This window comes from Enterobacter sp. RHBSTW-00994 (assembly GCF_013782625.1).
Taxonomy (GTDB): domain Bacteria; phylum Pseudomonadota; class Gammaproteobacteria; order Enterobacterales; family Enterobacteriaceae; genus Enterobacter.
In genome coordinates, this window is record NZ_CP056199.1 from 4760799 (window position 1) to 4773555 (window position 12757).

Genomic DNA, 12757 nt, shown 5'->3' on the forward strand with positions numbered 1-12757 from the left:
GTGACAACAATAGTAAGTGTACGCCGTAACGGCCAGGTGGTAATCGCCGGTGATGGCCAGGCCACGCTGGGTAATACCGTCATGAAAGGCAACGTGAAAAAAGTGCGTCGTCTGTATAACGACAAAGTGATCGCCGGTTTTGCGGGCGGTACAGCGGACGCCTTCACGCTGTTTGAACTGTTTGAACGTAAGCTGGAAATGCATCAGGGTCATCTGGTAAAGGCTGCCGTGGAACTGGCGAAAGACTGGCGTACCGACCGCATGCTGCGCAAGCTGGAAGCACTGCTGGCTGTGGCCGATGAGACTGCTTCGCTGATTATCACCGGTAATGGTGATGTCATTCAGCCAGAAAATGACCTGATTGCTATTGGCTCTGGTGGCCCGTACGCCCAGGCCGCAGCCCGCGCTCTGTTGGAAAACACGGACATGAACGCGCGTGATATTGCTGTGAAGGCGTTGGATATTGCAGGGGATATCTGCATCTATACCAACCACAACCACACCATCGAAGAATTGACCTCTAAAGCGTAAGGATCTCCCATGTCTGAAATGACCCCACGCGAAATTGTCAGCGAGCTGAATAAACACATTATCGGCCAGGACAACGCTAAGCGTTCTGTGGCGATCGCCCTGCGTAACCGCTGGCGTCGTATGCAGCTTGATGAAGAGCTGCGTCACGAAGTGACCCCAAAAAACATTCTGATGATTGGCCCTACCGGTGTCGGTAAAACCGAAATTGCCCGTCGTCTGGCGAAGCTGGCCAACGCGCCATTCATCAAAGTCGAAGCCACTAAGTTCACAGAAGTGGGCTATGTGGGGAAAGAAGTTGACTCCATCATCCGTGATCTGACCGACTCTGCCATCAAGATGGTGCGTGTTCAGGCCATCGAGAGAAACCGCTATCGTGCCGAAGAACTGGCCGAAGAGCGTATTCTGGACGTGTTGATCCCACCGGCTAAAAACAACTGGGGTCAATCCGAACAGCCTCAGGAACCGTCTGCTGCACGCCAGGCATTCCGCAAAAAACTGCGCGAAGGCCAGTTAGACGATAAAGAGATTGAGATCGACCTTGCCGCTGCACCGATGGGCGTTGAAATCATGGCGCCTCCGGGTATGGAAGAGATGACCAACCAGCTGCAGTCTATGTTCCAGAACCTGGGCGGCCAGAAGCAGAAACCGCGTAAGCTGAAAATCAAAGACGCGATGAAGCTGCTGATTGAAGAAGAAGCAGCGAAACTGGTGAACCCGGAAGAGCTGAAACAAGATGCTATTGATGCGGTTGAGCAACACGGCATCGTGTTTATCGACGAAATCGACAAAATCTGTAAACGCGGCAATGCATCCGGCCCGGACGTTTCCCGTGAAGGTGTACAGCGCGACCTGCTGCCACTGGTAGAAGGCTGCACCGTCTCCACTAAACACGGGATGGTCAAAACCGACCATATTCTGTTTATTGCTTCCGGCGCGTTCCAGATTGCCAGCCCGTCTGACCTGATCCCAGAGTTGCAGGGTCGTCTGCCGATTCGTGTCGAGCTTCAGGCGCTGACCACCGAAGATTTTGAACGTATTCTGACTGAACCGAATGCCTCCATCACTGTGCAATACAAAGCACTGATGGCGACTGAAGGTGTGAACATTGAGTTCACCGAAGACGGGATTAAACGCATCGCTCAGGCAGCATGGCAGGTAAATGAAACCACCGAAAACATCGGTGCTCGACGTCTGCATACCGTGTTGGAACGTCTGGTGGAAGATATCTCTTATGATGCCAGCGACCTGAGCGGTCAAAGCATTACCATTGACGCAGATTATGTGAGTAAGCATCTGGATGCGTTAGTGGCAGATGAAGATCTGAGCCGTTTTATCCTATAATCGCGGTTACTGCATTCTCATCACTGTTAATGGGGCTGAAAAGCCCCATTTTTATTGGCTAAATAACTATGACTGATATCAGCCGTACTCAGGCGTGGCTCGAAAGTCTTCGCCCTAAAACACTCCCTCTGGCATTTGCCGCGATTGTCGTAGGCTCCGCTCTCGCCTGGTGGCAAGGTTATTTCGACCCTCTGGTTGCCGGGCTGGCGCTTATCACAGCAGGCTTACTGCAAATCCTCTCGAACCTTGCCAATGACTATGGCGATGCCGTCAAAGGCAGCGACAAACCCGATCGTATTGGGCCGCTTCGTGGGATGCAAAAAGGGGTGATCACCCAGGCACAGATGAAACGCGCGCTGATTATCACCGTGGTATTAATTTGCCTCTCTGGGTTAGCACTGGTCTCGGTCGCCTGTAAAACGCCGGCTGATTTCATTGGCTTTATGGTGTTGGGTATCCTCGCCATCGTCGCGGCCATCACTTATACGGTGGGCACGCGACCCTATGGTTACATTGGTCTGGGTGATATTTCCGTATTAGTCTTTTTTGGCTGGCTAAGTGTCATGGGGAGTTGGTATTTACAGGCGCATACACTGATTCCCGCACTTTTCTTACCCGCAACGGCGTGTGGTCTTCTGGCAGCAGCCGTACTGAATATTAATAATCTGCGCGATATCGAGAGTGACCGTGAGAACGGTAAAAACACGCTGGCGGTACGTCTGGGCCCGGTAAATGCTCGCCGTTATCACGCCTGCCTGCTGACTGGCGCCCTGGTCTGTCTGGCACTGTTTAACCTGATTTCTCTGCACAGCATCTGGGGCTGGCTGTTTGTTTTGGCCGCGCCGTTACTCATTAAGCAGGCACGTTTTGTGCTGCGTGAACTTAACCCAGCGGCCATGCCTCCCATGCTGGAGCGTACAGTCAAAGGGGCATTACTGACTAACCTGTTGTTCGTAATAGGGATTATCTTAAGTCAGACGATCCGTTAACTGACAAATATCAATTAACAATTGATGATTTTGCCAACAATGCAATTCGCGCGATATACTGAAAACATTCGCAGCAACTGAACGTTAAGCCTATGAAATACGATACCTCCGAGCTTTGCGACATCTATCAGGAAGATGTCAACGTCGTAGAACCTCTGTTTTCCAACTTTGGGGGACGGTCGTCGTTTGGCGGACAAATCATCACGGTGAAATGTTTCGAGGATAATGGGTTGCTGTACGATCTCCTCGAACAAAATGGCCGTGGCCGCATTCTGCTGGTTGATGGTGGCGGCTCTGTGCGTCGTGCATTGATCGATGCAGACCTTGCCCGTCTTGCCGTGCAAAACGAGTGGGAAGGGATTGTGGTATATGGCTCAGTGCGCCAGGTGGATGACCTGGAAGAGCTGGACCTTGGTATTCAGGCCATCGCGGCCATCCCGGTTGGTGCAAGTGGTGAAGGCATCGGTGAAAGCGACGTGCGTGTCAATTTCGGCGGCGTAACCTTCTTCTCTGGCGACCACCTCTATGCCGATAATACCGGCATTATCCTTTCCGAAGATCCGCTGGATATCGAGTAACAAAGAGTTTCAACGCATTTCGCGTGAACCATAAAAAAAACCGGGTGGCGGCGACGCCTTACCCGGCTTATGTTCATCTGCATTTCCCGAAAGAAATTAGACCTCTTCCATACGTCCCAACAGCGCCTGCAGACGATCCTGCCAGCCGCTTTGCTGCTCACGCAGTTGACTGTTTTCGCGTTCAAGTTCTTCGCGACCATGCTGAGCAGACTGCACTTCCTGCGACAGCGTGTTGTTCTTCTCTTTCAGCTCTTCAATTTCCATTTGCAGCAGCGTGATGGTGTCAATCGCCTGCTGTACTTTCGATTCCAGTTTCTCAAACACTTCTAAAGACATGATCCTACCTCTCCTGAATTGCAAGGCGACGCTTTAACGTAAACGCGCATCATATATATGCCGATTGTATGAAGCCCCGCCTCCCCTGTCCAGCGGCACACCGCGTAGATCGCGGTTTGCAACACTTTTCGGCCTGGTCCTGGTGCGTTCGCACCATATACCCCTAAATTGTTAATAGATTCGTTAATGAAATGATTCAGCTCACATTCTTACTTTGATGCAAAAACGCGCTTTATGGCGCGAAAACGCTCATTTTATGACGCAGTACACACATTTTGATTTCGATATTTCTCGTTTTCGCTCGTTAACGATAAATTAACACCATGTCTACAGGACATCGTGGCTGTCACGGGCGGTCGCGCTAACAATAAACATTCATTTTTCTTCAGGATCCGATTATGAGTCAAACATCAACCTTAAAAGGCCAGTGCATCGCCGAGTTCCTTGGTACCGGGTTGTTGATTTTCTTCGGGGTAGGCTGTGTTGCTGCACTGAAAGTGGCCGGGGCCAGTTTCGGTCAGTGGGAAATCAGTATTATCTGGGGTCTGGGTGTGGCAATGGCCATTTACCTGACTGCAGGGGTTTCCGGTGCACATCTTAACCCGGCGGTGACCATCGCGTTGTGGCTGTTCGCGTGCTTCGACCGACGCAAAGTTGTACCTTACATCGTTTCACAATTTGCCGGCGCATTTTGCGCAGCAGCATTAGTTTACGGGCTTTATTACAATCTTTTCATCGACTTCGAACAGACGCATCATATGGTGCGCGGCAGTGTCGAAAGTCTTGATCTGGCAGGTATCTTCTCAACGTATCCGAACCCGCATATCAATTTTGTGCAGGCCTTCGCGGTTGAAATGGTGATTACCGCTATCCTGATGGGCGTCATTATGGCGCTGGGTGATGATGGTAACGGCATCCCACGTGGGCCACTGGCCCCGTTGTTGATTGGTCTGCTGATTGCGGTGATTGGTGCATCAATGGGCCCATTAACGGGCTTTGCGATGAACCCGGCACGTGATATTGGCCCAAAAACCTTCGCCTTCTTTGCAGGATGGGGTGACGTAGCCTTCACCGGCGGTAAAGATATTCCTTACTTCCTGGTGCCACTGTTTGGCCCAATCGTAGGGGCTGCGCTGGGTGCATTCGGCTATCGCAAATTAATTGGTCGCCACTTACCGTGCGACACCTGTGTGGAAGAGGAGAAGGACATGACTTCTGCCGCACAACCAAAAGCTTCGCTGTAATCTGACTACGGGACAAAAACCATGACCGAAAAAAAATATATCGTTGCGCTCGACCAGGGCACTACCAGCTCCCGCGCGGTCGTAATGGATCATGATGCGAATATCGTCAGCGTATCACAGCGCGAATTCGAGCAAATCTACCCGCGTCCAGGCTGGGTAGAGCACGACCCAATGGAAATCTGGGCAACGCAAAGCTCTACACTGGTAGAAGTCCTGGCGAAGGCCGATATCAGTTCAGACGAAATTGCGGCGATTGGTATTACCAACCAGCGTGAAACAACCGTTGTGTGGGAGCGTGAAACCGGTAAACCAATTTACAACGCTATCGTCTGGCAGTGCCGTCGTACCGCAGAAATCTGTGAGCAACTGAAGCGTGACGGCATGGAAGAGTATGTTCGTAGCGCAACCGGTCTGGTGGTTGACCCGTATTTTTCTGGCACAAAAGTGAAGTGGATTCTGGATCACGTGGAAGGCTCACGTGAACGTGCTAAACGCGGTGAATTGCTGTTCGGAACCGTGGACACCTGGCTTATCTGGAAGATGACCCAGGGACGCGTCCACGTTACCGATTACACCAACGCCTCGCGTACCATGCTGTTCAACATCAACACGCTCGAATGGGATGACAAAATGCTGGACGCGCTGGACATCCCGCGCGCCATGCTGCCAGACGTACGTAAGTCTTCCGAAGTCTATGGTCAGACCAACATCGGGGGTAAAGGCGGCACACGTATTCCTATCGCTGGTATTGCGGGTGACCAGCAGGCGGCCCTGTTTGGCCAACTGTGCGTCAAAGAAGGCATGGCGAAAAACACCTACGGAACGGGCTGCTTTATGCTGATGAATACCGGCGAGAAAGCGGTGAAATCAGAAAACGGCTTGCTGACCACTATCGCCTGCGGTCCACGTGGTGAAGTGAACTACGCGCTGGAAGGTGCAGTATTTATGGCTGGCGCATCCATTCAGTGGCTGCGCGATGAGATGAAACTCATCAGCGATGCATTTGATTCTGAGTACTTTGCCACCAAAGTGAAGGACACCAACGGCGTGTATGTCGTACCTGCTTTCACTGGCCTGGGCGCTCCGTACTGGGATCCGTATGCGCGTGGCGCGATTTTCGGCCTGACGCGTGGGGTGAACTCTAACCACATCATCCGCGCGACGCTGGAATCCATCGCTTATCAGACCCGCGATGTACTGGAAGCAATGCAGGCTGACTCCGGTATCCGTCTACACGCACTGCGCGTAGATGGCGGCGCTGTCGCTAACAACTTCCTGATGCAGTTCCAGTCCGACATTCTGGGTACTCGCGTAGAACGTCCAGAAGTGCGCGAAGTTACCGCGTTAGGTGCGGCCTATCTTGCTGGCCTGGCCGTCGGCTTCTGGCAGAATCTGGATGAATTGCAGGAAAAAGCGGTTATCGAACGCGAATTCCGTCCGGGGATCGAAACTACCGAGCGAAACGTCCGCTACAGCGGCTGGAAGAAAGCGGTGAAACGCGCTCTGGCGTGGGAAGACCACGAAGAGTAATTCCCCTCACCCTCACCTTCTCCCCTTTGGGGAGAGGGTTACCCAGACCGCGCCCCTCTCCACTCTGTGATAAACTTCGTGCAATTCCTTTTGACTGCACGAGTATCAAATGAGACGTGAACTTGCTATCGAATTTTCCCGCGTAACCGAAGCCGCCGCTCTGGCTGGCTATAAATGGTTGGGCCGTGGCGATAAAAATATCGCTGACGGTGCAGCCGTCCATGCCATGCGCATTATGCTTAATCAGGTCAACATTGATGGCACGATTGTCATTGGCGAAGGCGAAATTGACGAAGCCCCCATGCTCTACATCGGTGAAAAAGTCGGGACCGGCAAAGGAGATGCCGTTGATATCGCAGTCGACCCCATCGAAGGCACGCGAATGACCGCGATGGGCCAGGCCAATGCGCTGGCGGTACTGGCTGTGGGTGATAAAGGCTGCTTTCTCAATGCGCCCGATATGTACATGGAAAAGCTGATTGTCGGCCCGGGTGCAAAAGGCGCTATTGACCTCAGCCTTCCGCTGGAAGAGAACCTGCGCAATATCGCCGCTGCACTGAATAAACCGCTTAGCGAGCTCACCGTGACCATTCTGGCGAAACCGCGCCACGATGCCACCATCGCTCAGATGCAAACGCTCGGCGTGCGCGTGTTTGCGATCCCTGATGGCGACGTTGCCGCCTCAATTCTGACCTGTATGCCAGACAGTGAAGTGGATGTGCTTTACGGCATCGGCGGTGCGCCTGAAGGCGTCGTATCTGCCGCCGTTATCCGTGCGCTGGATGGTGATATGCAGGCTCGTCTATTGGCTCGTCATGATGTTAAAGGCGACAGCGAAGAAAACCGCCGTATTGGCGAACAAGAGCTGGCACGTTGCGAAGCAATGGGGATTGAAGCCAATAAAGTACTTTCACTGGATGAGATGGCCCGCAGTGATAATGTTATTTTCTCGGCGACCGGTATTACCAAAGGCGATCTGCTGGACGGCATTACCCGCAAGGGCAATATGGCAACAACTGAAACGCTGCTGATCCGCGGAAAATCACGCACTATCCGCCGTATTCAGTCTATCCATTATCTCGATCGCAAAGACCCTGACGTGCAGACCCACATTCTGTAAAACCGTTTGATCGATAGAGCTTTCCAGCCCAAATGGGCTGGAAATCTTCACCACAAGTACGGAAGATAGAACAGAGAAACAGCACAGGAGAAGATCATGGCGGACTGGGTAACAGGTAAAGTCACAAAGGTACAATTCTGGACCGATGCGCTCTTTAGCCTCACCGTGCATGCCCCCGTTCAGCCGTTTACGGCCGGGCAATTTGCCAAACTGGGTCTGGATGTCGACGGCGAGCGCGTGCAGCGCGCATATTCTTACGTCAACGCACCGGATAACCCGGACCTTGAGTTTTATCTTGTCACCGTCCCGGACGGCAAACTCAGCCCACGCCTCGCCGCGCTAAAACCTGGCGATGACGTGCAGATTGTGAGTGAAGCGGCTGGTTTCTTCGTGCTGGATGAAATTCCGGATTGTGAAACTCTCTGGATGTTGGCAACCGGTACAGCCATTGGCCCTTATCTTTCGATTCTGCAGTACGGAAACGATCTGGAACGGTTTAAAAATATCGTACTGGTTCACGCCGCACGCTATGCCGCAGACCTGAGCTATCTGCCATTGATGCAGGAACTGGAAAAACAGTATGGCGGGAAACTCAGGATCCAGACTGTTGTCAGCCGTGAAACCGCCGCAGGTTCACTGACCGGGCGCGTCCCGGCATTGATTGAGAGTGGTACGCTGGAAGAGGTTGTTGGTCTGCCGATGAATACCGAAACCAGCCACGTGATGCTGTGCGGAAATCCGCAGATGGTGCGAGACACACAACAACTCCTGAAAGAGACCCGACAAATGACGAAGCACCTTCGTCGTCGACCGGGCCACATGACCGCTGAACACTACTGGTGATCAGCGGTACTTCACCTCAAGCGTATCTTTACCGTACTTGTTTTCGTTCTGGGAGCCGACCATCGCGCCCAGATCGATAATCATCATCACAAAGATGATCGCCGGAACGAGTTTCCCCACGGCCCAGGGTAAAATTGATGGCAGCATTGACCAGTTACCTGCCACCAGCATCCACGCCAGCACAACCAGCAAAGCCCACAGCCCCGAACGTCCGCGATCGTGAAGGCGTTTCACGACAACCGCCGCCGTTGGCCAGAGCAGGCACACCAGTGCAAACGCCGCAGTTTGCGTGCTTAACCACGCATTATAGGCGACGAAAAACAGGAGCAGCATGGCAACAACCCACGTCACCATCCAGATCCAAAAATCACGGCGTCCAATACGCCCTTTGAATGAAAACAACCACTGCTGTATGGTCATGTAAGGTTCCTTATTATCGTATAACGCGCATTTTACCCTGGAGTTGTGACCTTTTGACAAGCCGAGCAGATATCGTTTTAATCATGGACAGTTACGACCAGGGACATTATTGATGAAAAGATGGGCTCACTCTCTTTTACTGTGTTTAACAGCGCTGAGCGCCAGCTTTTCTCTGCACGCCGCCGACACCACTACCCCGACAACTGCGCCTTATTTACTGGCGGGTGCGCCGTCATTTGATCAGTCCATTAGCCAGTTTCGGGAAACTTTCAATCGCGATAACCCGACGCTGCCACTGGATGAATTTCGCGCCATTGATAGCGCTCGCGACACGCCAACGCTGACCCGCGCTGCCAGCAAAATTAATGAAAATTTATACGCCTCCACGGCACTTGAGCGCGGCACGTTAAAAATTAAAAGCATGCAGATAACCTGGCTACCCATTCAAGGGCCAGAGCAAAAAGCGGCGAAGGCAAAAGCGCTTGAGTATATGAGCGCCATCCTGCGTGCTTTCACACCTGCACTCACCAAAGCGCAAAGCCAGCAAAAACTGCAAAAGCTCCTCACGTTGGGCAAAAACAAACGTTATTACGCGGATACGGAAGGTGCTGTTCGCTATGTTGTCGCAGATAACGGTGAAAAGGGACTGACCTTCGCTGTTGAACCGATTAAGCTGGCACTATCTGACGCACTCGGAGGGGCGAATTAATGACAAAAAGCAAAGCCTTTCGAGGGAAAATCTCTATACTGATTCACAGACCATGCTGCCCGACAGGGCGGCCATATTCCTTAATTCGCTGACAAAGCGTGGAGAATTGAAATGCGACATCCTTTAGTGATGGGTAACTGGAAACTGAACGGCAGCCGCCACATGGTAAACGAGCTGGTTGCGAACCTGCGTAAAGAGCTGGCTGGTGTCACTGGCTGTGCGGTTGCCATCGCTCCGCCGGATATGTACCTGGATCTGGCTAAACACGCCGCAGACGGCAGCCACATCGTGCTGGGCGCGCAGAACGTCGACGTTAACCTGTCTGGCGCATTCACCGGCGAAACATCTGCTGAAATGCTGAAAGATATCGGTGCTAAATACATCATCATCGGCCACTCTGAGCGTCGTACTTACCACAAAGAATCTGACGAGTTCATCGCGAAAAAATTTGCTGTGCTGAAAGAGCAGGGTCTGATCCCGGTACTGTGCATCGGTGAAACCGAAGCAGAAAACGAAGCAGGCAAAACCGAAGAAGTGTGTGCACGTCAGATCGATGCAGTGCTGAAAACTCAGGGCGCGGCAGCATTCGAAGGTGCAGTGATTGCGTACGAGCCAGTATGGGCTATCGGTACAGGCAAATCTGCAACCCCTGCTCAGGCTCAGGCTGTCCACAAATTTATCCGTGACCACATTGCTAAAGCAGACGCGAAAGTGGCTGAGCAAGTGATCATCCAGTACGGCGGTTCTGTAAACGCGGCTAACGCAGCAGAGCTGTTCACCCAGCCGGACATCGATGGCGCGCTGGTTGGCGGTGCATCCCTGAAAGCTGACGCTTTCGCGGTGATTGTTAAAGCAGCAGAAGCCGCTAAACAGGCGTAATGCTGTTGTGGCGGTCAGCACTTTGCTGACTCGCCCCGCCAAACAGAAGGCCCGGTAAGCGTTAGCGCTACCGGGCTTTTTTACAGTTTGCCCAGGAGGCTAAACCACACATAATCCAGCGGCAGCAGCACCAGATAAGTCGCGACCGCCAGCGCCAGACAAAGCAACATCCCTGCCCTTGCCGGCACTTTTCCTAGCCCCATAGCCACCACAATCGGTGATGCCTGATACGGCAGAAGCGGTGTGGAATAGCCCAACACCTGAATCATGATCACCGACAACAGCGGAAAGCCAGTTGCATCTGCAAAACTCTGCGCCAGCGTGGTATATAGCGCCGGGACGCCATTAGCAGTCATGATGAAGTTCAGCACCGTCGTGATACCAGTGAGCGCCAGGAAGCTGGTAAAGGGTTTATCCGCATCAAGCGGCATCACTTGCAGCAGAGCATCGCCAACCGCAGAGCCAATACCGGTTTGCGTCACGGTGATCGCCAGCCCAAGAATGCCTGCAACATAGATACAGGTGCGCATATTCACCCCCGTCGAAAACTCTTCCCCGGTAATAAAACCAATACGTGGCAGCAAAACAATCACCGAGGCCGCCAGACCGGTCCACGCAGGCCCCACTCCATGCCAGCTCTCCGTAACCCACATCACCAGCACCACCGCCAGCAGCCAGGCGAGACGTTTTTCATCACACCCCATTGGTTCCGGTGGCGTAAGATCCTGTGGCGGTTTTGGGCTACCAGGGAATAGCCAGCAGATCAGGCCAATCAGAATCAATCCTTTCAGGATCCCCAGTACAGGGGTATGCAGCAGCAGATACGGCACGTAGTTCAGGTGGATGCCATAAGAGCCTTCTGCCGCGCCGCTCATCACGAGGTTAGGCACGTTGGCGGGGAGAATCGTTGCGGAGAGCTGGAATGTACCAAAGCCCACAGCCAGTGCCAGGCCAAACCATGCCCGTGAACCGTCTGTAATACTGGCGCGTTTCGCCATCGCCGCCACAATCGGCATCAGCAACGCGATACGCCCCATGTTTGACGGCATCACAAACGCCAGCGCGTAACTCAGCAATACCACGCTTGCTACCATCAGCAGCCAGGAGTCGGTCAATTTGGCGGACAGCGCCCGCGCGGCCCTGTCCGCCAGACCCGTCTTACGAATGGCGACGCCGAGGACAAATCCGCTGAACACCAGCCAAAATGCCGACGACGCGAAACCGCCAAAAATCACATCAGCGGGCGCAATTTTTGCCATCATCGCTGCCGTAAAAAACAGCAGCGCGGTAATAAATTCCGGCAGGAGCGATGTCGCCCACAGCACGATGGTAATGCCAACGATCAGCGAGGGCAGAAACAGAGGGTGAGTAAACCAGAGCGACATACCTGTCTCCTGTAGATTTTTTCAGCAAGTCTACGGCGACAGGCAGTGCGAGTAAACGCTATTTATGGTGGGGTCAATTCAGGATATCGCATTGATGATCCTGTAATTCCTCAGCAGATGCACGGTTAAACATAAACAGATTACGTTCGGTTGCCAGCAGAACAAACGAGCCGTCAGACTGCTGTACCATCGCCAGCGCAAAACGCCCCATATGGTCGCGCGCTTCAGGAACCTCTTCCGCCAGCATCAGGAAGGGACTGCGCTGCACCAGCTCGTTCTCCGTGACCCGACGCGCGAGATACTCATGTCCTTCCAGCCCGCCCGGCAACGGCAGCCACTGGGTGCTGATCTCCCCCTGGCTGGTATTGAGCTTCTCACGTACATCCGGGCGCAGGCAGGAAATATGAATATGGAAATGATTTTGCGTCCGCCCTGTCGGCGAATTGATGGTCAGCGAAATCGCACTGTCAGGGACTTTTGAGCCATGCTTCAGGCTCATAAAGCTGCGCGACTGCCACGCCAGCCAGAAGAAGTTGGGGGTATGAGGCTCCGTCAGAAGCGGACTTTCCGTTCCATTGATGCGATACGTCGGCATCAGCAGATATTGCAACGGCCCGTTGCGATCTTTGAAAATCACATAGCCCGCGTCCGTTTTTACCTGAGCACAAGGTGCGGGATGACGATTTTGCAGCTGATTCGGCACACACTGTTCAAGCACGATATGGCGTAACGCATCCGGGTTACCGGACTTTTTCCAGAACCAGCCACCGGCAGCGAGCGCAATGACGACCAGCGTCAGTAAAAGATAACCTGCTTTTTTCATTACCCATTCCCTGAATCCGTTTGACGTGA

Annotated in this window: 14 protein-coding genes; 10 read left to right on the forward strand and 4 right to left on the reverse strand. The window is 53.1% G+C overall.

What is annotated here, in order from left to right:
- The 4 genes from hslV (at window position 1) to rraA (ending at window position 3439) form a co-directional block, all read left to right on the forward strand.
- Window positions 1–531, forward strand: a complete 531-nt coding sequence (gene hslV / locus HV346_RS22690) for an ATP-dependent protease subunit HslV (protein WP_014072345.1) — start codon at window positions 1–3, stop codon at window positions 529–531.
- Between the two features lie 9 nt (window positions 532–540).
- Window positions 541–1872 (forward strand): HslU--HslV peptidase ATPase subunit, encoded by a 1332-nt coding sequence (gene hslU, locus HV346_RS22695; protein WP_181621478.1) that lies wholly within the window; start codon window positions 541–543, stop codon window positions 1870–1872.
- 62 nt (window positions 1873–1934) lie between these two features.
- Window positions 1935–2861 (forward strand): 1,4-dihydroxy-2-naphthoate polyprenyltransferase, encoded by a 927-nt coding sequence (gene menA, locus HV346_RS22700; protein WP_181623859.1) that lies wholly within the window; start codon window positions 1935–1937, stop codon window positions 2859–2861.
- A gap of 92 nt (window positions 2862–2953) precedes the next feature.
- A complete protein-coding gene (gene rraA / locus HV346_RS22705) occupies window positions 2954–3439 on the forward strand; it encodes a ribonuclease E activity regulator RraA (protein ID WP_181621479.1) in 486 nt (161 codons plus the stop codon).
- Between the two features lie 96 nt (window positions 3440–3535).
- Here rraA and zapB read toward each other — a convergent pair whose 3' ends face one another.
- A complete protein-coding gene (zapB, locus tag HV346_RS22710; protein WP_181621481.1) occupies window positions 3536–3775 on the reverse strand; it encodes a septal ring assembly protein ZapB in 240 nt (79 codons plus the stop codon).
- A gap of 398 nt (window positions 3776–4173) precedes the next feature.
- Between zapB and HV346_RS22715 the strand changes: the two genes are divergently transcribed.
- The 4 genes from HV346_RS22715 to fpr all read left to right on the forward strand — a co-directional run bounded on the left by HV346_RS22715 (window position 4174) and on the right by fpr (window position 8512).
- On the forward strand, window positions 4174–5019 hold the full coding sequence (locus HV346_RS22715) for an MIP/aquaporin family protein (RefSeq protein WP_181621482.1): 846 nt from the start codon (window positions 4174–4176) through the stop codon (window positions 5017–5019).
- A gap of 21 nt (window positions 5020–5040) precedes the next feature.
- Window positions 5041–6549 (forward strand): glycerol kinase GlpK, encoded by a 1509-nt coding sequence (gene glpK / locus HV346_RS22720; RefSeq protein ID WP_181621484.1) that lies wholly within the window; start codon window positions 5041–5043, stop codon window positions 6547–6549.
- A gap of 109 nt (window positions 6550–6658) precedes the next feature.
- Window positions 6659–7669 (forward strand): class II fructose-bisphosphatase, encoded by a 1011-nt coding sequence (gene glpX / locus HV346_RS22725; RefSeq protein ID WP_181621486.1) that lies wholly within the window; start codon window positions 6659–6661, stop codon window positions 7667–7669.
- 96 nt (window positions 7670–7765) lie between these two features.
- Window positions 7766–8512: a ferredoxin--NADP(+) reductase gene (fpr, locus tag HV346_RS22730; RefSeq protein WP_181621488.1), complete on the forward strand. Its 747-nt coding sequence runs from the start codon at window positions 7766–7768 to the stop codon at window positions 8510–8512.
- On the opposite strand, the gene HV346_RS22735 is transcribed toward fpr, so the two are convergent.
- Window positions 8513–8932 (reverse strand): DUF805 domain-containing protein, encoded by a 420-nt coding sequence (locus HV346_RS22735; protein WP_181621489.1) that lies wholly within the window; start codon window positions 8930–8932, stop codon window positions 8513–8515. It lies immediately after the preceding gene.
- 112 nt (window positions 8933–9044) lie between these two features.
- Between HV346_RS22735 and HV346_RS22740 the strand changes: the two genes are divergently transcribed.
- Together HV346_RS22740 and tpiA are read left to right on the forward strand one after the other, a co-directional pair.
- Window positions 9045–9641, forward strand: a complete 597-nt coding sequence (locus tag HV346_RS22740; RefSeq protein WP_181621491.1) for a DUF1454 family protein — start codon at window positions 9045–9047, stop codon at window positions 9639–9641.
- A gap of 111 nt (window positions 9642–9752) precedes the next feature.
- Window positions 9753–10520 carry a triose-phosphate isomerase gene (gene tpiA, locus HV346_RS22745; protein ID WP_010436926.1) on the forward strand — a complete coding sequence of 256 codons (768 nt, stop codon included), beginning with the start codon at window positions 9753–9755 and terminating at the stop codon, window positions 10518–10520.
- A gap of 80 nt (window positions 10521–10600) precedes the next feature.
- Here the strand turns inward: tpiA and HV346_RS22750 are convergent, their stop codons facing one another.
- Window positions 10601–11905 (reverse strand): SLC13 family permease, encoded by a 1305-nt coding sequence (locus tag HV346_RS22750; protein ID WP_181621492.1) that lies wholly within the window; start codon window positions 11903–11905, stop codon window positions 10601–10603.
- Between the two features lie 73 nt (window positions 11906–11978).
- The gene (locus HV346_RS22755) at window positions 11979–12728 is read right to left on the reverse strand and encodes a CDP-diacylglycerol diphosphatase (RefSeq protein ID WP_181621494.1); all 750 of its coding nucleotides are present in this window, start codon (window positions 12726–12728) and stop codon (window positions 11979–11981) included.
- Between the last annotated feature and the right edge of the window lie 29 nt (window positions 12729–12757).

What these genes read in the sequence shown, in the direction of transcription:
- HV346_RS22740 (WP_181621491.1), top strand. Translation starts at nt 9,045, where the DNA reads ATGAAAAGATGGGCTCACTCTCTTTTACTGTGTTTAACAGCGCTGAGC.
- zapB (WP_181621481.1), bottom strand. Translation starts at nt 3,775, where the DNA reads ATGTCTTTAGAAGTGTTTGAGAAACTGGAATCGAAAGTACAGCAGGCG.
- rraA (WP_181621479.1), top strand. Translation starts at nt 2,954, where the DNA reads ATGAAATACGATACCTCCGAGCTTTGCGACATCTATCAGGAAGATGTC.
- HV346_RS22755 (WP_181621494.1), bottom strand. Translation starts at nt 12,728, where the DNA reads ATGAAAAAAGCAGGTTATCTTTTACTGACGCTGGTCGTCATTGCGCTC.
- HV346_RS22715 (WP_181621482.1), top strand. Translation starts at nt 4,174, where the DNA reads ATGAGTCAAACATCAACCTTAAAAGGCCAGTGCATCGCCGAGTTCCTT.
- glpK (WP_181621484.1), top strand. Translation starts at nt 5,041, where the DNA reads ATGACCGAAAAAAAATATATCGTTGCGCTCGACCAGGGCACTACCAGC.
- HV346_RS22735 (WP_181621489.1), bottom strand. Translation starts at nt 8,932, where the DNA reads ATGACCATACAGCAGTGGTTGTTTTCATTCAAAGGGCGTATTGGACGC.
- HV346_RS22750 (WP_181621492.1), bottom strand. Translation starts at nt 11,905, where the DNA reads ATGTCGCTCTGGTTTACTCACCCTCTGTTTCTGCCCTCGCTGATCGTT.
- glpX (WP_181621486.1), top strand. Translation starts at nt 6,659, where the DNA reads ATGAGACGTGAACTTGCTATCGAATTTTCCCGCGTAACCGAAGCCGCC.
- fpr (WP_181621488.1), top strand. Translation starts at nt 7,766, where the DNA reads ATGGCGGACTGGGTAACAGGTAAAGTCACAAAGGTACAATTCTGGACC.
- hslU (WP_181621478.1), top strand. Translation starts at nt 541, where the DNA reads ATGTCTGAAATGACCCCACGCGAAATTGTCAGCGAGCTGAATAAACAC.
- tpiA (WP_010436926.1), top strand. Translation starts at nt 9,753, where the DNA reads ATGCGACATCCTTTAGTGATGGGTAACTGGAAACTGAACGGCAGCCGC.